Source organism: Rhizobium sp. BK379 (genome assembly GCF_014193955.1).
Lineage (GTDB): Bacteria > Pseudomonadota > Alphaproteobacteria > Rhizobiales > Rhizobiaceae > Rhizobium.
This window is the reverse complement of sequence record NZ_JACIAD010000008.1, coordinates 13,725-31,550: the sequence shown is the minus strand read 5'-3', so window position 1 is coordinate 31,550 and position 17,826 is coordinate 13,725. Positions and strand designations below refer to the sequence as shown.

The following is a 17,826-nucleotide window of genomic DNA, read 5'->3' as shown; positions in this document are numbered from 1 at the left end:
GCCGCCCGCATATGAAGTTTCGTTGACAGTATCTTTGACGAACAGATATAACCGTGACGTTGCGGGTTTGGAAGCCGGTGAAAGTCCGGCGCGGTCGCGCCACTGTGACCAACGTGTCGAAATTCTTCGCGTTGGAAGTCAGACCTTACCGCACGCAAGATCTTCGACTGAACGCGTCATTCCAGGAGGAATACATGTCTGACACCACTTTTGCGCCCGTCGCAGCCCCCGCACCGATTCCGCTTGGCCAGATCATGCCCTGGGGGATCTTCGGCGGCCTGCTGATGTTGATTGCCATCTATTTCGTCGGCACCGAAGAGGGTGCGATGGCGCTCTTCAACGGCATGTATGTGCATGAATTCGTTCATGATGCTCGCCACCTTCTCGGCTTCCCCTGCCACTAAAGCGCGTCGCGATCTTCCGGATCCGCCCGATACGTTATAGATTTTTGTTTTCTTGCATGCCGTCATCGCAAAGCCGATGAACGCTTTTGCGCGACATGCTTTAGGGGAGTGTCTCACATGGTTGGAAATCTTCTGCTTCGCGGCATGATCGCGGGCGCGATTGCCGGCATCCTCATTTTCGCCTTTGCGCGCCTTTTCGGCGAACCGCTTGTCGATGCGGCGATTGCCTTCGAAGAAGCGACGGCGCAGGCTGCCGGTACCGCTGCCGAGCCTGAAATCGTCAGTCGCGCCATCCAGGCAGGGCCTGGGCTTCTTGTCGGCGTCATGGCCTATGGCGTTGCCGTCGGCGGGCTGTTTGCGCTTGTCTTCGCCTTCGTGCATGGCCGCTTCAGCAGCCTCTCGGCACGCGGCACGTCAGCCGTTATCGCCGCAGCTGCTTTCGTCGCCATCGTTATCGTTCCGGCCATCAAGTATCCGGCCAATCCGCCGGCCGTCGGCAGCTCGGATACGATCGGCGTGCGCACCGAGCTGTTCTTCCTGATGATCGTCGTTTCGATTGCTTCGCTGGTCGCGGCCGTCGCAATTGCCCGCAGTCTGGCGGCACGTTACGGCTCATGGAATGGGGCGATCGTTGCGGGTGTTCTCTTCGTCGTGTTCATCGGTCTGGTGGAATATCTGCTGCCGCCAATCAATGAAGTGCCGGAGAATTTCTCGGCGACGGTTCTATGGCGCTTCCGCATGACCACGCTCGGCATGCATATGATCCTCTGGTTGGTGCTCGGTCTTGCTTTCGGCGCGCTGGCTGAGAAGCGTCTCGGAGCGAAGAGCGGGTTGCGCCCCGCCTATCGATAAGGTGCGATAGAGGGGACTTGCTGCTCCCTCTTTCCTCGCGAGCCAGCGGCTTGTGCTCGGAGTTAGACCCTTTATGAAGAACGTGTTGCGCGCCTTTTGTTTCGGCCTTGCCATGCTCACTGCGGGCGGTGCATTCGCGCATGGCCCCAGTGGCGAGGGCAGCCATTCCGGCCTGCCGGTGCCCGAGATCTCGCATGGCGAGATGGCGGTTATCTCCGGCTATCGCAGCCGTATCATGGATCTCGCCTCACGGGCGGTGGATACAAGCGAGCCATTTCGGCGTGTGCTGAACTATGCGGAAATCCAGTATTCCTACTGTCTCTGGGGCCGGATGCCGGGCAGCGTTACGGATGAGGAAAGCCCGTTCAACGAATGTGCCCATGCCTACCTGGCAGCGACCAAGGCGGTGCTGCTCGCCATGCGCGGCATGCCTCAGGAGGCTATGGCGGCTGGTGAAATCGCGTCGGCCGTCGATGTCGATATGATCAGGCGCGGGCTCTCGCTGGTGACCTGCCGCTTCAGCGGTGAGGGTTTCAACACGGCTGATGTCGTGCGCCCGCGCTGGAGCGAAATTCCACTTCATCCGGCGAGCATGGCCTCGCTCACCGGATTTGCAATGATCCTCGTCGCGGGGTTCTTTGTTCTGAGACGGCATCTTCGGGCTCAGTCCTCGGAATAGCGCTGCTCGCGCCACGGATCACCGTACATATGGTAGCCGTTCTTTTCCCAGAAGCCGGCCTTGTCTGCTGGCAGCAGATCGATGCGGCGCAGCCATTTGGCGCTTTTCCAGAAATAGAGATGCGGCACGACGAGACGCATCGGTCCGCCGTGGTCACGCGTAAGCGGCTGACCCTCCCATGATGTGGCGAGAATGGCATCCTCGGCGGCGAAATCGGAAAGCGGCAGGTTGGTCGTATAGCCGTCGTAGCTTGTCAGCATGACGTAACCGGCTTCCGCCTTCGGCATTGCGAGATCGAGCAGGTCCCGGGTCGAAACACCCTTCCACTTGTTGTCGTAGCGCGACCATGTCGTCACACAATGGATGTCGGAGACCATCGTGCTTTGTTCCAGTGCCTGGAAGGCGGCCCAGGAAAGATCGAGCGGCGTCTCGACCAGTCCGCGAACTTCCAGCTTCCAGCTATCGACGGAAACGATCGGCTGCTGGCCGAGGTCGAGCACCGGCCAGTTCTTGACCAGATGCTGGCCCGGCGGCAGGCGCTCCGTTCCCGGGCGGCTGATACGGCCGGTCAGGAATTTTCCCTCCGCAGCCCAGCGGCGTTTGGAGGTGGTGAGCTTGCTGTCTTCGGGAATCTGGTCGTCGCTCATGGCGGTCTCCTTGCGGCGCGGCAATCAGACATGCGCATCTGACATGTGTCAAGTTTCGGCACCTCTTGGAAATCTCCACCGCGCTCATTACAGTTGAAGCCGCCGGGTATGCCTCCACGGGGAGCGGAGGCGGAAAGGGAGGAGCGAGACCCTGTCTTCGCGCAATCGTATCATTGCGGCGCTTTGCGCCGCACCCCTACTGATTTTCGCTTTCTTCTATTATGGGAGCGCCGTCGCTACACGCGCCTATATGGGTGAAGCCTCAGCACAGGCGGGTACGGCGCTCCGGCTCGCTGTCTCGGCGCTGAGTGGACATCTCAGCCGTTACGAAGCCCTGCCGGCACTGATTGCCGACCACGACGATATCAAGGAGCTGGTGAGCCGGCCGGACGACCGTCCTCTACGGGACAACGCCAATCTCTACCTCAAGGAAATCAACGGGCTGCTGAAATCCTCCGATATCTACGTGGTGCGACCGGATGGGGAGACGATCGCCGCCAGCAATTATGATGGCCCGGGCAGTTTCGTCGGCGAGAATTTCAGCTACCGTCCCTATTTCCAGGAGGCGATCGGCGGGCATCAGGCCCGTTTCTATGCCCTTGGTACAACCTCGCTGAAGCGCGGCTATTATTTCTCCTCGCCGATCCGGGTGGATGGCGAGATCCGCGGCGTCATCGTGTTCAAGGTTGATATCGACGTCATCGAATCCTCCTGGAGCGGCGGTGAATATCGCATCTTCGTCTCCGACCCCGAGGGCATCATCTTCATGTCCGATAGTCCGGACTGGCTCTATGGGGCGATCCTGCCGCTGAGTTCGGATCGGGTGGCACGCACCGAGGCCTCGCGGCGCTATGCCAATGCGCGGCTCGTCGAACTGCCGGTTATCCGCCATCGATTCGAAGAGCATGATCTGATGACGTTGGCGAGCGATCGCGGTCAAAGCGAATATCTCGTTCTTTCGCACTACATGCCGGCTGAAGACTGGACTGTAAACGTGCTCATGGACACGAGTTCCATCCGTGCGCAGGCCCGAACCGCACTCGTTGTCATCTTCCTCATTCTCTGCATTGCTGCTCTGACATTTGCCATTCTTCGGCAGCGCCGGATGCGTCTTGCGGAGCGGCTACAGCTGCAGGCCGAGGCGCGAAACCAGCTGGAACGGCGTGTCGAGGAACGCACGGCGGATCTTGCCCGCGTCAACAGCCGCATTGAGGAAGAGATTGCCGAGCGACGCCTGACCGAGCAGCAGCTGCGCCAGACACAGGCCGACCTTATCCAGGCCGGGAAACTTGCCGGCCTCGGTCAGATGTCGGCGGCGCTTTCGCATGAGTTCAACCAGCCGCTCGCCGCCGCCAAGACCTATACCGACAGTGCCGCCGTGCTGCTGGAGCGCGGGCGCACGGAGGAGGCACAGGACAATATCCAGCGTATCGGCGGGCTGATCGACCGTATGGCTTCGATCAGCCGGCACCTGCGCAATTTTGCACGCAAACCCAATGAGAAGCTCGGCCCCGTGCCGCTCGACGAGGCGATCCGCGACACCCTGGAGATCATCGCCTGGCGGCTCAAGGCCGCGGATGCCGATCTGCGGCTGCATCTTGGAGCCCGGCCGCCAGTGGTCAAGGCCGGCTCGGTGCGTCTGCAGCAGGTGTTGGTCAACGTGATTTCGAATGCTGCGGATGCCGTCGAGGGGCTGGAAAACCGTTGCATAGAGGTTTCGGCTATCGAGGAGGCGGGCAAGGTGGTGTTGACCGTTCGCGATCATGGACCTGGTGTGCCGGCAGCGATTGCCGAGCGCATCTTCGATCCGTTCTTCACGACCAAGGGCGTCGGCAAGGGGCTCGGCCTCGGGCTCTCCATCTCCTACAACATCATCAAGGATTTCGGTGGCAGCCTGACGGTCTCCAACCATCCGGAGGGCGGGGCCGTGTTTCGCATCGAGCTTTCGGCTGCGGCGGGCTCAATGCCGGAGGCGGCTGAATGAACGAACAGAAGATATTGCTCGTCGATGACGAGGAGGAGTTGCGCCGCTCGACGGCACAGGCACTGGAACTTTCGGGCTTCAACGTCGAAACCTTCTCCAATGCGGATCATGTGCTGGAACTGATCGGCTACAGTTTTCCCGGTGTCGTCGTGACCGATATCCGCATGCCGGGCATGGACGGCATGACGTTGATGCAGAAGATCCGTGAACTCGATACCGAGGTGCCCGTCATTCTCGTCACCGGCCACGGCGATGTGCAGCTTGCCGTGAAGGCGATGCGCGAGGGCGCCTATGACTTCATCGAGAAGCCGTTCACGCCGCAGATGCTCGCCGGCGTCATCCGCCGTGCCATGGAGCGGCGCAGTCTTGTGCTGGAGAACCGGTTGCTCAAGGCCGTTGCGGGCAAGCGCGACGATATCGAGGCAAGGCTGCCGGGGCGAACGCAGATCATGGTCGATCTGCGCTACCGTATCCGTGCGATCGGGGCGAGTGACGCCGATACGCTTGTGGTCGGCGACACCGGCGTCGGCAAGGAAGTTGTGGCACGCGCGATGCACGATATCAGCGCACGGGCCAGCCGGCCCTTTATCGCCATCAACTGTGCAGCACTTCCGGCAAACCTGATCGAAAGCGAGCTCTTCGGGCACGAGGCCGGCGCCTTTCCGGGGGCTGTGCGTCCACGTTACGGCAAGTTCGAGCATGGGCGGGGCGGCACCATACTGCTTGACGAGATCGGCTCCATGCCGTTCGATCTGCAGGCGAAGTTCCTCCGCGTGCTGCAGGAGAGAATGATTTCCCGCCTCGGATCGAATGAAACCGTACCGCTCGACGTGCGGTTCATCGCCACAAGCAAGGTCGATCTGGAAGCGGAAGTCGCTTGCGGCCGATTCCGCGCCGACCTCCTCTACCGCCTGAACGTTGCGACCATTCATGTGCCGTCGCTTTCGCAACGCCGGGCCGATGTTCCGCTGCTCTTCATGCAACTCGTCAGGGAGGCGGCCGCGCGTTATGGCAAAGACGACATGGCCGTGCCGCCGGATGTGATTTCGGATGTCGCCCAGCGTGACTGGCCAGGCAATGTCCGTGAATTGCGCAACGCCGCTGACCGCTTTGTGCTCGGACTTGATGGCGGCGGCAGGCCGGCTGAAGCTGCGGGACTTGCCGAGCGTGTGGCGGAATTCGAGCGCGGCGTCATCGCCAGCGCGCTTGTCGCGCATAACGGCAGCCTGAGGCCGGTCTATGAATCGCTCGGCATTTCGCGCAAGACGCTTTACGAGAAGATGCAGAAATACGGCCTCGACAAGAAGCTTCTGGCCAATGAGATGGCCGGCGAGATGCGCCGCGAGCTTTGATCCCGTGAAGACTTGATCCTGAACGCGCCTGTTTAGGTGTCTTTCGTGATTCCTATCTTGACAGGCAACCATTTGGTTGCCTATAAGACTGCAATAGGCAACCAAATGGTTACATATCTAGATGGATGAAGATGCGGTTTTTCGAGCTCTGGCGGATGGCAGCCGGCGACGGCTGCTGGATCGCCTACATGCGCGCAACGGCCAGACGCTCGGCGAATTGTGTGAAGGGCTGGAGATGACGCGTCAGGCAGTGACGAAGCATCTCGGCATTCTCGAAGAAGCAAACCTCGTCTCCACGCGCCGGCAGGGGCGCGAGAAGCTGCATTACATCAATCCGGTTCCGATCAACGAGATCGCGGACCGCTGGATCAGCAAATTCGAGCGCCGTGCATTAGAGGCGCTCTCCGATCTCAAGAAGAGCCTCGAAGGCAGCAAGGACGAATGAGACGTCCAGCCTGCCGGCGAGGGTGTGACCAAGCCTTGGCCAAAAGGGAGTATCATCATGGCAGGCAGCGCATTCAACTACGTTACCCATATCCGCACCACACCGGATCAGCTCTGGTCGGCCCTAACGACGACGGAATTCATGAAGAAATTCTGGCTCGGGGTGCAGTTCGAAACCGATTGGAAAGCCGGTTCTGCCTGGCAGATGCGCTATTCCGACGGAACTGTCACCGATACAGGCGAAATCCTTGAATTCGATCCGCCCAAGCGGCTCGTCCTGAAGTGGCATAACGAGTTCAGGCCGGAGCTCAAGGCAGAAGGATTTTCCGAATGTGTGATCGAACTCGAGCCGGTCGGTGAGGCGGTAAGGCTGACGCTGACGCATTCGATGCCGGTCGAGGGCTCCACGTTCATCGGCGCGGTCTCTGGCGGGTGGCCACAAATTCTCTCCAACCTCAAATCGCTGCTCGAAACGGGCGAGGTCGTTCTGCCCCCGAACCGGTGAGCGGCAAGCGATGGGTGGATTTCCACCCATCGCTTTAATCATTTGTTTCCAAATCGACCCATGGTGCGGCGCACTAGCGCAAAATCGTCATTCGTCGCTGCGCGCCGCAATTGCAGGCGCAGCTTCACGGCCTGCAAATGGGTCATCCGGGCCGGTGCGGAGGATGCGCCGGCGGGACGAACCTATTTTCATCAGGGAGGAAAACGATGAAAATCCTGAAGGCTATGCTCGGCGCCACTGCCGCCGCTGCCGTTTCGCTTCTTTCGTATGCCGCTTCGGCCCAGACCTATCCTGAGCGCACAATCACCATGGTTGTCCCTTTCGCCGCCGGCGGCCCGACAGATACTGTTGCGCGCCTCGTTGCTGAATCCATGTCGAAGGATCTTGGCCAGCAGATCGTCGTCGAAAATGTCGGCGGCGCCGGTGGCACGCTCGGCGCCGGCCGCGTTGCCGATGCCGATCCCGATGGCTATACGATCCTGCTGCATCACATCGGCATGGCGACAAGCGCCACACTTTACCGCAAGCTTGCCTACGATACGCTTGGAGCGTTCGACTATGTCGGTCTCGTCACCGATGTTCCGATGACGATCGTTGCCCGCAAGGATTTCGAACCGGCCGATCTCAAGAGCCTGATCGATTATGTGAAGGCGAACAAGGACAAGGTCACCGTCGCCAATGCCGGTATCGGCGCCGCATCCCACCTTTGCGGCATGATGTTCATGAGTGCCATCCAGACGCCACTGACGACCGTTCCCTACAAGGGAACCGGCCCGGCGATGACCGATCTTCTCGGCGGCCAGGTCGATATCATGTGCGACCAGACGACCAATACGACGAAGCAGATCAAGGGCGGCACGATCAAGGCCTATGCCGTGACCTCGCCGGCTCGCCTCGATGTGCTCAAGGACATTCCGACCGCTGTCGAAGCCGGCCTGCCGGGCTTCGAAGTCGGCATCTGGCACGGCATCTATACGCCGAAGGGTACGCCGGCTGAAATCAACGAGCGCCTGTCGAAGTCGTTGCAGGTCGCGCTGAAGGATCCGAACGTCGCTGCCCGCTTCGCCGAACTCGGCACGGCTCCCTCTTCGGACGCCGAAGCAACGCCGGCTGCACTGAAGGCGAAGCTCGAGAGCGAAATCGCCCGCTGGAAGCCTGTCATCGAAGCAGCCGGCGAATACGCGGACTGAGCCTGACTGCGACATTCGCACCCTCCTCCCGGCCGGGAGGAGGGTGTTTGCGCAGTCCGATATCAGCGGCGACGCTCCATCTCCAACACCAGGAGACACTATGAAATCCCTCAGTTTCGACACCACCAATGTCATCTGCGGCGCATTGCTCGCCGCAACCGGTGCCTTCTTTGCCTATCAGTCGCTGGACCTCGATCTCGGTACGGCGTTGCGCATGGGCCCGGGTTATTTCCCACTTGTTCTCTCGGGCATTCTCGTCCTGCTCGGCCTTGTCATTCTCGTTCAGGCCGTGCGGGTTCAGGGTGAGCCGATCGAACCATTCGCCTGGCGCGGTATGCTCTTCATCCTGCCGGCACCGGTCTTCTTCGGATTGACGGTGCGTGGGCTCGGTTTTGCTCCGGCAATTTTCCTGACGGCCTTCATCGCTTGCTTTGCGTCCAGTCGCATGAATGTGCTGTTAGCGCTGGTTCTTTCGCTGCTGCTGACGATCTTTTCGGTTGCGGTCTTCAGCTATGCGCTCGGGCTGCCTTTCGAACGTTTCGGCCCTTGGGTTCGGTTCTAGGAGGCGGGTATGGAACTTTTCAGCAATCTCGCTCTCGGCTTCTACACGGCGGCAAGCCCGGAAAATCTGCTTTTCTGCCTGATCGGTGTGCTGCTCGGCACGCTGATCGGCGTGCTCCCAGGCATTGGTGCGACGGCAACGATCGCCATGCTGCTGCCCATCACCTTCCAGCTTGAGCCGGTCTCCTCGCTCATCATGCTGGCCGGTATCTATTATGGTGCCCAATACGGCGGCTCGACGACGGCGATCCTCATCAACATGCCGGGCGAATCCTCTTCTGCCGTGACTGCCATCGATGGCTATCAGATGGCGCGGAAGGGCAGGGCCGGCGCGGCGCTCGCAATTGCCGCGCTCGGCTCCTTCTTCGCCGGCTCGGTCTCGACCTTTCTCGTGGCGGTTTTCGCGCCACCGCTGACCGCGATCGCGCTGCAATTCGGCTCGGCGGAATATTTCTCGCTGATGATCGTCGGCCTCGTTTCTTCCATCGCACTTGCGCATGGCTCGGTCGTCAAGGCGCTGGCGATGGTGGCGCTCGGGCTGCTGCTCGGTCTCGTTGGCACGGATATCTATACCGGCACGCCGCGCTTCACGCTCGGCATTCGCGAATATGCCGACGGACTGAACTTCGTGGCGCTTGCTGTCGGTGTCTTCGGCATTGCGGAAATCCTGCGCAATCTGGAAGGGGAGAAGACCCGCACCGTGCTGATGGCAAAAGTCTCGGGGCTGTTGCCATCCAAGGAAGAATTCAAGGAGATGATCGCGCCGATCATTCGCGGCACGGTGATCGGCTCGGCGCTTGGCATCCTGCCGGGTGGCGGGGCAATCCTCGCTTCTTTCGCTTCCTATACAGTTGAAAAGCGCGTTTCCAAGAAACCGGAGGAATTTGGTCACGGAGCGGTTGCGGGCGTCGCTGGGCCGGAATCGGCCAACAATGCGGGCGCGCAGACCTCGTTCATTCCGCTCTTGACGCTCGGCATTCCGGCAAACCCTGTCATGGCGCTGATGGTCGGCGCGATGATCATCCAGGGCATCGTGCCGGGACCGAACGTGGCGACGGAACAGCCGGCGCTGTTCTGGGGCATCATCGCTTCCATGTGGATCGGCAACCTGATGCTCGTCATCCTCAACCTGCCCCTGATCGGCCTGTGGGTGAAGCTGCTGACGGTGCCGTATTACGTGCTCTTCCCCATCATCATGGCCTTCTGCTCGATCGGGGTCTACAGCGTCAATTCCAACGTTTACGACCTATATGCCGTCGCCTTCTTCGGCCTCATCGGCTACGTGCTCGCAAAACTCCGCTGCGAGCCGGCGCCGTTGCTGCTCGGCTTCGTGCTCGGGCCGCTGCTCGAGGAAAACCTGCGGCGCGCCATGATCCTGTCGCGCGGCGACGCGACGACCTTCGTCACACGGCCGATCAGCGCCATCCTGCTGACGATTGCGGTGGCGGTGCTGATCATCGTCTTCCTGCCGAGCGTCAAGCGCAAGCGCGAAGAGGTCTTCGTCGAAGAGGCATGAGGGCTTGCGCTGACGGTCCGTTTGTTGAAAAAAGAACGATCTGATGCGGGCGCCGTCGGGCGCCCGTTTCGCTTGACAGGATATCCAGGCTCATGAGCATCCCCGCCCGGATCAGCAACGATCTGCCTTTTCTCACCACCCTTCGCCGCGATCTGCATGCCCATCCCGAGCTGGGATTCGAGGAGGAGCGCACCAGCGATATCGTTGCCAAGCTCCTCAAAGAGGCGGGTATCCAAGTGCACCGCGGCCTCGGTGGAACCGGTGTCGTCGGAACGCTGCAGATCGGCAATGGCAAGCGCACGATCGGGCTGAGAGCAGACATGGATGCGCTCGCCATGCCGGAGACGTCGGATCGCCCTTACAAGTCGACCGTGCCGGGCAAGATGCATGCCTGCGGTCATGACGGGCATACGGTAATGCTGCTTGGCGCGGCACGGCATCTGGCTGAAGCGCGCGGTTTTTCCGGAATTGTCCATTTCATCTTCCAACCGGCCGAAGAGGGCCGTGGCGGTGCGAAGCGCATGGTAGAGGAGGGGTTGTTCAAGCAGTTTCCCTGCGATGCCATCTATGGGCTGCACAATATGCCGGGGCTCGCGGTCGATGAAATTGCCGTTGTCGAGGGGCCGCAGCTTGCGTCTTCGGACAGCTGGCGCGTCCGCTTCCGTGGGACAGGCACCCATGGCGCAAAGCCGCATCTCGGCCGCGACCCGATTACCGCTGCCGGCACCTTCCTGTCGTCGCTACAAACCATCGTCGGGCGCGTCGTCGATCCGCTTCAGCCAGCCGTCGTCAGCGCCTGCTCGGTCCAGGCCGGCAACCCGAAGGCCTTGAACGTCATCCCCGACATTGTCGAGATCGGCGGGACGGCGCGGGCTTATGCGCCCGAAGTACGCGATCAGCTTGAGGCCGAAATCGGCCGTCTGGCGCGCGGCACGGCCGCCATGTTCGGCATTTTGGCAGATTATGAATTCGAGCGCCGCATTCCGCCGGTCGTCAATGATGCGGATGCGGCGGCGCGAGCGCTTGGTGCCGCACAGGCAGTGTTCGGCGAAAAGGTGCGTACCAGCTTTCCGCCGTCGACTGCCGGGGATGATTTCGCTTTCTTCGGACAAAATGCGCCCGGCTGTTATGTCTGGCTCGGCAATGGCCCGGCCGTCGATGGAGCACTGCATCACAATACGGCCTACGACTTCAACGACGAGGCGCTGGGATATGGTGTGGCTTACTGGGTGTCACTGGTGGAGCGAGAGCTCAAGGCTGAGGCGTAGGTCGCCTCAGAAGGTTTCCAGAATTGGGTTTTCCAGTACCTTGCCAGTGGTGACATCGGCAATGCCGCGGTCGGTCTGGTGGGGGCCGATATTGCAGGCAAGCGTGGCCCCGAAGCACGCCTTGAAGACCAGGTAGGGCGGCTGCCAGTCGACGATTTTCTCCATGGCCTTGCGGATGCCGGCGAAGCCTTCGGCGGTTACCTGCAGGGAGGCATCGGTTACGAGGCCGGAGAGCGGCAGGGGCAGCAGTGCTTCGATGCGGCCGTCCTTTGCGACGGCCATGCCGCCGCCGGCTTCGATGACAGCGTTTGCCGCAATCGCCATATCTTGCGCATTTCCGCCGAAGACGGTGAGGTTATGGCTGTCGTGCGAGACGGTGGTACAGAAGGCGCCACGCCACTCGCCCCAGCCGGTCAGAAAGCCGACGCGGGGCTTGCCGTCAGCCAACCCGTGACGATGTGCAACTGCTATCATGGCGCTGCCGGCCGGCGGCACAACGAAGCCGTCGCGGACATCGGCAACTGCTTCGCCCCATTGCGTAAAACGCGGACGGTCGATCGTCGCAAGGCGGAGTTTGGTGCCGTTGGCGGGAATGCGGAAGTCGTCTTCGGCAAGCGCTGCGAGCTTGACCGAATGCATGAGCGGTGTGGCATCGAGCGGTTGGATCGGATCCTTGACCGCGCCGTTCTCGGCAACCAGCCGACCGCCGGCGATGACGGCGCGGGCGGTAAAATCGGTCATGTCCTCGAATAGTACGAGATCGGCGCGGCGACCGGGTGCGATGAGCCCGAGGTCGGTACGCTTCATGCGCTGTGCGGCGTTGAAGGTGGCGGCGCGCAGTGCCCATTCCGGGCGCATGCCGTAGCGGACGAGGCGGCGCAGGACGTCATCAAGGCCGCCATTCTGATAGAGTTCGTCGGGAAAGACATCATCGGTACAGAGCGTGATCGTCGGCGGAAGGTGGCCGATGTCGTTCAATGCCTCGACGAATTCCTCCAGCAGATGATCGTGCGAGCCGCGCAGCTCGATCGTCATGCCGGCGGCCAGCTTCTGCAGCAGATCGGCGCCCGATGTCAGCTCGTGATCGGAGGTGATGCCGGCTGCCATGAAGGCGTTGAGGTCGGCACCGTCAAGCCCGCGGGCATGGCCGCAGACGAGCTTGCCGGAGGCAAGACCTGCATTGACGATATCGGTCATGCGCGGATCGCCGTCGATGACGCCCCGCATGTTCATGACCTCTGCCACGCCGCCGATTGCCGGTGAGCGCAGCAGCTCGGCGATAACAGAGGCGTCGAAGTCTGCTCCTGCCAGCTCAAGTCCGGGTGCTGACGGCACGCAAGAAGGGGCAAGCAGGATCATGCGCAGCGGCAGATTGCGTGAGGCTTCGATCGCCCAGCGCACGCCGTCCAGGCCATGGACATTGCCGAATTCATGCGGATCCCAGACGATCGTCGTCACGCCGCGCGGCAACACAGCTTTGGCATATTCAGCCGGCGTAACCATCGAGCTTTCGATATGCATATGCGTATCGATGAGGCCGGGAGAGATGATGGCGCCCGTTGCATCGAGCACTTTCGCGGCATCGGTGCGGCTTGCCGGTGCATGAACACTTGCGATCATCGCACCGACGAGTCCGATATCAGCCTCACGGATCAGGCCGGTGACGGCATCGAGGATGCGGCCGCCGGTGACAAGCATATCGAAGGCACTGTCGCCGCGCGCAGCCGCCACGGCGCGGGCGCGTAGTGCCGGTTCGTTGAGATCGGCGGGTTCCTGGCGCGGGTTTGCAGTCATTTGCGGGCCTCATTGACCAGGGCGGCGAGAATCATGACACGTGCCATATCGGCATCGATGTCAGCGGCGAACTCAGCGTTGAACGTTGCATGAGTGGCGCGGGTTTCAACGACGGTGCGACCGCGCGTATATTGCCCCTGCAGTTCTGCATCGATGCGGGCATGGCGAAAGCTCACCACCTGCGGAGCGACGAAGGCGACGGCGGCAGAGGGATCGTAGATCGCCATGGCAGGACGGCCGCGGCTGGTGCCGATCCTGATGTAGCCGGCAAACATATCGGCGATCAACTCGGCATTGACACCACCGGCGGTACGGACCGGATCGGCGTCCTCAGGTTTTGCCAGAACCTTGCGGCAAAGGTCGAGATCGACCATGCGCAGCGGCAGATTGTGGGCGATGACGATTGCCAGTGCTTCGGGGTCGGCGAGCGCATTGAATTCCGCCGAGGCGGTGTGGTTGCCGGTGGTGACGCCGCCGCCCATCCAGACGAGTTCAGTGATGCGGGCGGCGAGATCGGGGCGGGCGAGCGCCAGTGCGGCGATATTCGTCAGCGGCCCGAGCGCCAGGATACGATGAGGGCCTTCCAGTTCAAGCCAGCGGCAAAGGGCGATAAAGGCGTCGCTGTCCGGCAGGCTCGGGGCCGGCGGCAGGTGCCTGCCCGTTGTCGGGATACCGCTCTCGCCGAGCACCGCCTGTGCCGTCTCGAGCTTGCCGAGAACGGGCATCTCGCGGCCGATATGGATTGGGAACGTCCACCCGAAAGCCTTGGCGGCTCCCGCCGCATTGGTGCACACCTGCGACAGCGGCGTATTGCCGAAGACCAGCGAGACGCCGTCAATGTCGAGTTCGGCGTTCGTCACCACCATGATGGCGGCGATATCGTCGAACCCCATGTCCGTGTCGATCCAGACGCCCATGATCTCACCCGAAACGCTTGAGGCTTGCGGAAGCCGCGACCGGCAGGTCGAAGGCGATCGTGCTGCCGAGTTCGTGTTGCGGCAGGGCTGCGTCCACTTCGGCCTTGATCGGGCCGAGCGAGCTGTCCAGCAGATATTCACGGCTGTTGCCGGCAAAGGACGTGCCGCGCACGGTGCCCTGGAAAGGACCAGAACCAAGGATCACCGCACGCGGCCGCCAGGCCAGGCCCGCCGCACCGTCGGGCGCTACGGTCGAAAGGGCGACTGCGCCACTAGGCGTCGCGAGCTTTCCGTCCTTCAGCGCAAAGACATTCTCGAAGCCGACGAAATCGGCAACGAAGGAAGAAACAGGTCTGTTGTAGATCTCTTCGGGCGTGCCGATCTGCTCGATGCCGCCGTTCAGCATGACGATGATGCGATCGGCAAGGGCAAGCGCTTCCGCCTGGTCGTGGGTGACGAAGATCATCGTCACGCCCGTCTCCTTCTGGACACGCTGCAACTCGGCGCGCATTTCGAGGCGCAGGCGGGCGTCGAGGTTGGAAAGCGGCTCGTCGAGCAGCAGCACCTTTGGCTCCATGACCATGGAGCGCGCGAGCGCCACACGTTGCTGCTGGCCGCCGGAGAGCTCGCCCGGTTTGCGGCCTGTGAATTTTGCAAGGCCGACGGATTTGATGCCGGCATTGACCTTGCCGTCCAGATCATCACCACGAAGGCCCTTCAGCCGCAGTCCGAAGGCGACGTTTTCGTAGACGGTCAGATGCGGGAAAAGCGCGTAGGACTGGAAGACGAGGCCGACAGCGCGTTTGTTGGCGGAGACGCGGGTGATATCGGCTCCATCGAGATTGATGCGGCCGGAGGCCGGATTCAGCAGGCCGGCGATGGCGCGCATCGTCGTCGTCTTGCCGCAGCCGGAAGGGCCGAGAAGCGCCACCAACTCGCCCCTGGCGATCGATAGGTCGAGGTTCTTCACCGCGACCGTATCGCCATAGGCCAGCGTCAGCTTGTCGAGTTGAAGGTAGGCATCAGACATAGCGAGAGAATCCCAGGAAGCGTTCGGCGAGGAAGACGATGCCGATCGAAAGGAAGGCGAGCAGCGCCGACAGCGCCGCAATGGAGGGGTCGTAGGTGGTTTCCATGTAGCCCAGCATGTCGATCGGCAGCGTGCGCACGCCGGGGCCGGAGAGGAAGAGGGAGACCGGAACCTGATTGAAGCTGGTGACGAAGCCGAGGATGAAGGCAGCCAGAATGCCGCCGCGGATATTCGGCATCACGACGCGGAAGAAGGCGCCGAGCCGTGAGGAACCGAGCAGGACGGCCGCTTCCTCGATATCGGAGCGCAGGTTGCCGAGGCTTGCGGACACGACACGCACGGCATAGGGCAGCACCAGGGCGGTATGAGCGAAGAACAGCGCCAGTGTGATGTTGAACCCGAAAGGTACGACCAGATAGCGCAGCAGCGCCAGGCCGACGATGATGCCTGGCACGATGATCGGCAGCGAGACGACGGTTCTGACCGTTTCCGAACCCGGCAGCCGATAGCGCGCTAGCGCATAGGCGGCGGGAATGCCGAGGATGAGGGCTGCCAGCGTCCCGAAGACCGCCAGGAACATCGACATGGCAAAGCTGTCGCGGAAGCTGTCGATGGTGAAGACCTTGGCAACCCAGCGCAGCGACAGGCCCTGCGGCGGGAAAGCCAGCGTGTCGCCGGCGGAAAGCGAAGCCGCGATGATGATCAGAAAGGGGCCGATCAGGAAGACCAACAGCAGGAACAGCACGACAGGCGAAAGGAGGCGGATGCTCATCGGCGGTTCCTCGCGGTCGCAAAGCGTTTCAGCAGGATATTGGCGGCAAAGCTCATGACGATCAGGATGAAGGCGATGACACTCGCCGAAACAAAATTATTGGCGACGGAAACCTGCTGGTACATCAGCGTCTCCAGCATCAGCACCTTGGAGCCGCCGAGAATGGCGGGCGTGATATAGGCCGTCAGCGAGCCGGTGAAGACCAGCGTGCCGCCGACGACGAGGCCTTCCCTGGTGAGCGGCAGAATGACCTTCCAGAAGACCTGGAACCAGTTGGCGCCGAGCACGCGGGCGGCCGGAATGGCATCCTTCGGCATGTTCTCGAGTGCGCTGATGAGCGACAGGATCATCAGCGGAAGGAAAAGCTGCAGGAGGCCGATAAAGACGGCAGTCTCAGTGAAGAGCAGGCGCAGCGGCTCTGCGCTCAGGCCCAGGCCGGTGATCGCTTCATTGACGATGCCAGTGCGGCCGAGAATGACAATCCAGGCATAGGTGCGCGCAACCGGCGAGATCATCAGCGGCAGAGTGACGAGCCCGATCATGCGGCCCTTGCCCTTCGGCGGAAGATTGACGATTGCAAAGGCGGCGGCATAACCGATGACGGCCGACACCGCCGTCACTTCCAGACCGAGCCGGAAGGTGCGGAAGAAAACGGTGCGGTTCAGCGTTTGCGAGAAGAAATCCGTATAGGCGGTGAGCGTCCACGCGCCGTCGCTGCGAAAGCCTTCGGACAGCAGGATCGCGACGGGCAGCAGAAAGACTACGGCAGCGAAGATCGCGGCCGGCAGGGCAAGCGCCAGGGCTTCTGCTCGGTTCTGGAACATGAGACGCCTTTCGAGCGGGGAAGGGCGGTCCCGGTGGGTGCCGGGACCGATGTCAGCGGAGGCTTACTGGCCGACCTTTTCGTTCCATTCCTTCAGCCAGCCATTGCGGTTGTCGAGTGCGGCTGCGGACGGGATCAGCTTCAGGTTCTTGGCGGTGTCTTCGCCATAGGTGATGTTGTTGGCGACCTTGTCGGAGACCTTGACCTCCTTGTTCGCCGGGCTGTCGATGAGCTTTTCGGCGAGCTTGGTCTGGACGTCGGTCGAGAGCCAGAAGTCCATGAACTGCAGTGCGAGATCCTGGTTCTTCGAACCCTTGGTCATGACCAACACGTTCATGCCGCCGGTCTGGCCTTCCTTCGGCGTTGCCCAGGCAACGGGAAGGTCGAGCTTGGTGAAGCCTGCCCAGGAGAAACGGCCGATCGGAGCGGCCCAGATCTCCTCCTGCTGCATCAGCTGCACGAGCTGGGAAGACTTTTCATAGAAGGTAACGATCTCGTCCTTCTTTTCGCCGAGCGCTTCGATCGGCGCCTTGAGATCAGGCGTGTCCTTGCCGAGTGCGAGACCAAGCATGTAGAGCGCCGGCGGGCCCTGGTTGGTCGTAACGTTCGGGAAGGCGACGTGACCGACATATTCCGGCTTCAGGAGATCGGCCCAGGACTCGATCTTCATCTTGTCCGAGCGGTAGGCAATGGAGGTGGCATAGAAAGTGTAGCCGACGCTCATGCCATCACCGTTCGGATCCTTGGCGACATCGTAGAGCCTGGAGAAATTTTCAAGCTTGGAGGTATCGATCTTGTCGATCAGGCCGGCGCGGGAAGCCGCAAGGCCATCGGCCATGGAGACGGCAGCAAGATCGACGACCGGATTGGCCTTGTTGGCTTCCATCTTGGCGAGGCGCTCGACGCTGTTGCCGGTTTCGACAACGAGCTTGCAGCCGCACTTGGCTTCGAAGGGGTCATAGACGATCGTCTTGTAATCGTCCTGCGCAAAGGCATAGACGGAAATGGTCAGCGTGCGTTCCTGTGCCGCTGCACCGAGAGGGAAAAGCGCAACTAGCGCCACTGATGCAACAAGAGCTTTTTTCATT

At 61.5% G+C, this 17,826-nt stretch carries 17 protein-coding genes, 1 pseudogene and 1 riboswitch; of the genes and pseudogenes, 11 read left to right on the top strand and 7 right to left on the bottom strand.

Translation table 11 applies throughout. From position 1 onward, the window contains the following. Positions 1 to 69 precede the first annotated feature (69 nt). A riboswitch (cobalamin riboswitch) is annotated at positions 70 to 144 on the top strand. A gap of 50 nt (positions 145 to 194) precedes the next feature. From FHT93_RS28265 to FHT93_RS28255, 3 genes are all read left to right on the top strand, one after another. Next, on the top strand, positions 195 to 404 hold the full coding sequence (locus FHT93_RS28265; protein ID WP_183850592.1) for a CbtB-domain containing protein: 210 nt from the start codon (positions 195 to 197) through the stop codon (positions 402 to 404). A gap of 117 nt (positions 405 to 521) precedes the next feature. Further along, entirely contained in the window at positions 522 to 1,256 is a 735-nt protein-coding gene (locus tag FHT93_RS28260; protein ID WP_113117453.1) for a CbtA family protein, read from the top strand. A 73-nt stretch (positions 1,257 to 1,329) separates the two neighbouring features. After that, a complete protein-coding gene (locus FHT93_RS28255; protein WP_183850590.1) occupies positions 1,330 to 1,935 on the top strand; it encodes a hypothetical protein in 606 nt (201 codons plus the stop codon). Here FHT93_RS28255 and FHT93_RS28250 read toward each other — a convergent pair. Then, a complete protein-coding gene (locus FHT93_RS28250) occupies positions 1,920 to 2,582 on the bottom strand; it encodes a sulfite oxidase-like oxidoreductase (protein WP_113017231.1) in 663 nt (220 codons plus the stop codon). The genes FHT93_RS28255 and FHT93_RS28250 overlap by 16 nt on opposite strands. 108 nt (positions 2,583 to 2,690) lie before the next feature. Here FHT93_RS28250 and FHT93_RS28245 point away from each other — a divergent pair. From FHT93_RS28245 to FHT93_RS28210, 8 genes and pseudogenes are all read left to right on the top strand, one after another. Continuing rightward, positions 2,691 to 4,566, top strand: a pseudogene (locus tag FHT93_RS28245) (sensor histidine kinase). Beyond that, positions 4,563 to 5,918 carry a sigma-54 dependent transcriptional regulator gene (locus FHT93_RS28240; protein WP_183850587.1) on the top strand — a complete coding sequence of 452 codons (1,356 nt, stop codon included), beginning with the start codon at positions 4,563 to 4,565 and terminating at the stop codon, positions 5,916 to 5,918. Before FHT93_RS28245 ends, FHT93_RS28240 begins: the two are co-directional and overlap by 4 nt. Before the next feature lie 121 nt (positions 5,919 to 6,039). Beyond that, a complete protein-coding gene (locus FHT93_RS28235; protein WP_037072691.1) occupies positions 6,040 to 6,363 on the top strand; it encodes a metalloregulator ArsR/SmtB family transcription factor in 324 nt (107 codons plus the stop codon). 57 nt (positions 6,364 to 6,420) lie between these two features. Then, positions 6,421 to 6,867 carry an SRPBCC family protein gene (locus tag FHT93_RS28230; protein ID WP_183850585.1) on the top strand — a complete coding sequence of 149 codons (447 nt, stop codon included), beginning with the start codon at positions 6,421 to 6,423 and terminating at the stop codon, positions 6,865 to 6,867. 206 nt (positions 6,868 to 7,073) lie between these two features. Further along, positions 7,074 to 8,057: a tripartite tricarboxylate transporter substrate-binding protein gene (locus tag FHT93_RS28225; protein WP_113117458.1), complete on the top strand. Its 984-nt coding sequence runs from the start codon at positions 7,074 to 7,076 to the stop codon at positions 8,055 to 8,057. Positions 8,058 to 8,157: 100 nt separating this feature from the next. Then, entirely contained in the window at positions 8,158 to 8,619 is a 462-nt protein-coding gene (locus FHT93_RS28220) for a tripartite tricarboxylate transporter TctB family protein (protein ID WP_112546041.1), read from the top strand. A gap of 9 nt (positions 8,620 to 8,628) precedes the next feature. Beyond that, positions 8,629 to 10,134 (top strand): tripartite tricarboxylate transporter permease, encoded by a 1,506-nt coding sequence (locus FHT93_RS28215; RefSeq protein WP_112972094.1) that lies wholly within the window; start codon positions 8,629 to 8,631, stop codon positions 10,132 to 10,134. A 92-nt stretch (positions 10,135 to 10,226) separates the two neighbouring features. Beyond that, positions 10,227 to 11,402 (top strand): M20 aminoacylase family protein, encoded by a 1,176-nt coding sequence (locus tag FHT93_RS28210; protein WP_183850583.1) that lies wholly within the window; start codon positions 10,227 to 10,229, stop codon positions 11,400 to 11,402. Between the two features lie 6 nt (positions 11,403 to 11,408). Here FHT93_RS28210 and FHT93_RS28205 read toward each other — a convergent pair whose 3' ends face one another. The 6 genes from FHT93_RS28205 to FHT93_RS28180 form a co-directional block, all read right to left on the bottom strand. Further along, the gene (locus tag FHT93_RS28205; protein ID WP_183850581.1) at positions 11,409 to 13,196 is read right to left on the bottom strand and encodes an adenine deaminase; all 1,788 of its coding nucleotides are present in this window, start codon (positions 13,194 to 13,196) and stop codon (positions 11,409 to 11,411) included. Then, positions 13,193 to 14,113, bottom strand: coding sequence for a nucleoside hydrolase (locus FHT93_RS28200; protein WP_183850579.1), 921 nt, complete (start codon positions 14,111 to 14,113; stop codon positions 13,193 to 13,195). The genes FHT93_RS28205 and FHT93_RS28200 overlap by 4 nt, the downstream gene beginning before the upstream one ends. Before the next feature lie 4 nt (positions 14,114 to 14,117). Beyond that, a complete protein-coding gene (locus FHT93_RS28195) occupies positions 14,118 to 15,143 on the bottom strand; it encodes an ABC transporter ATP-binding protein (RefSeq protein WP_183850577.1) in 1,026 nt (341 codons plus the stop codon). After that, positions 15,136 to 15,915, bottom strand: a complete 780-nt coding sequence (locus FHT93_RS28190; protein WP_113204215.1) for an ABC transporter permease — start codon at positions 15,913 to 15,915, stop codon at positions 15,136 to 15,138. Before FHT93_RS28190 ends, FHT93_RS28195 begins: the two co-directional genes overlap by 8 nt. Further along, complete coding sequence (locus FHT93_RS28185; protein WP_183850575.1) at positions 15,912 to 16,739, bottom strand: ABC transporter permease; 828 nt, start codon at positions 16,737 to 16,739, stop codon at positions 15,912 to 15,914. The genes FHT93_RS28190 and FHT93_RS28185 overlap by 4 nt, the downstream gene beginning before the upstream one ends. A gap of 63 nt (positions 16,740 to 16,802) precedes the next feature. Continuing rightward, on the bottom strand, positions 16,803 to 17,825 hold the full coding sequence (locus FHT93_RS28180; RefSeq protein ID WP_112546033.1) for an ABC transporter substrate-binding protein: 1,023 nt from the start codon (positions 17,823 to 17,825) through the stop codon (positions 16,803 to 16,805). Position 17,826: the final 1 nt, after the last annotated feature.

Bases quoted from the DNA above. Each gene is read 5' to 3' on its own strand.
- FHT93_RS28265 (WP_183850592.1), top strand. From the start codon at position 195: ATGTCTGACACCACTTTTGCGCCCGTCGCAGCCCCCGCACCGATTCCG.
- FHT93_RS28260 (WP_113117453.1), top strand. From the start codon at position 522: ATGGTTGGAAATCTTCTGCTTCGCGGCATGATCGCGGGCGCGATTGCC.
- FHT93_RS28255 (WP_183850590.1), top strand. From the start codon at position 1,330: ATGAAGAACGTGTTGCGCGCCTTTTGTTTCGGCCTTGCCATGCTCACT.
- FHT93_RS28250 (WP_113017231.1), bottom strand. From the start codon at position 2,582: ATGAGCGACGACCAGATTCCCGAAGACAGCAAGCTCACCACCTCCAAA.
- FHT93_RS28240 (WP_183850587.1), top strand. From the start codon at position 4,563: ATGAACGAACAGAAGATATTGCTCGTCGATGACGAGGAGGAGTTGCGC.
- FHT93_RS28235 (WP_037072691.1), top strand. From the start codon at position 6,040: ATGGATGAAGATGCGGTTTTTCGAGCTCTGGCGGATGGCAGCCGGCGA.
- FHT93_RS28230 (WP_183850585.1), top strand. From the start codon at position 6,421: ATGGCAGGCAGCGCATTCAACTACGTTACCCATATCCGCACCACACCG.
- FHT93_RS28225 (WP_113117458.1), top strand. From the start codon at position 7,074: ATGAAAATCCTGAAGGCTATGCTCGGCGCCACTGCCGCCGCTGCCGTT.
- FHT93_RS28220 (WP_112546041.1), top strand. From the start codon at position 8,158: ATGAAATCCCTCAGTTTCGACACCACCAATGTCATCTGCGGCGCATTG.
- FHT93_RS28215 (WP_112972094.1), top strand. From the start codon at position 8,629: ATGGAACTTTTCAGCAATCTCGCTCTCGGCTTCTACACGGCGGCAAGC.
- FHT93_RS28210 (WP_183850583.1), top strand. From the start codon at position 10,227: ATGAGCATCCCCGCCCGGATCAGCAACGATCTGCCTTTTCTCACCACC.
- FHT93_RS28205 (WP_183850581.1), bottom strand. From the start codon at position 13,196: ATGACTGCAAACCCGCGCCAGGAACCCGCCGATCTCAACGAACCGGCA.
- FHT93_RS28200 (WP_183850579.1), bottom strand. From the start codon at position 14,113: ATGGGCGTCTGGATCGACACGGACATGGGGTTCGACGATATCGCCGCC.
- FHT93_RS28195 (WP_183850577.1), bottom strand. From the start codon at position 15,143: ATGTCTGATGCCTACCTTCAACTCGACAAGCTGACGCTGGCCTATGGC.
- FHT93_RS28190 (WP_113204215.1), bottom strand. From the start codon at position 15,915: ATGAGCATCCGCCTCCTTTCGCCTGTCGTGCTGTTCCTGCTGTTGGTC.
- FHT93_RS28185 (WP_183850575.1), bottom strand. From the start codon at position 16,739: ATGTTCCAGAACCGAGCAGAAGCCCTGGCGCTTGCCCTGCCGGCCGCG.
- FHT93_RS28180 (WP_112546033.1), bottom strand. From the start codon at position 17,825: ATGAAAAAAGCTCTTGTTGCATCAGTGGCGCTAGTTGCGCTTTTCCCT.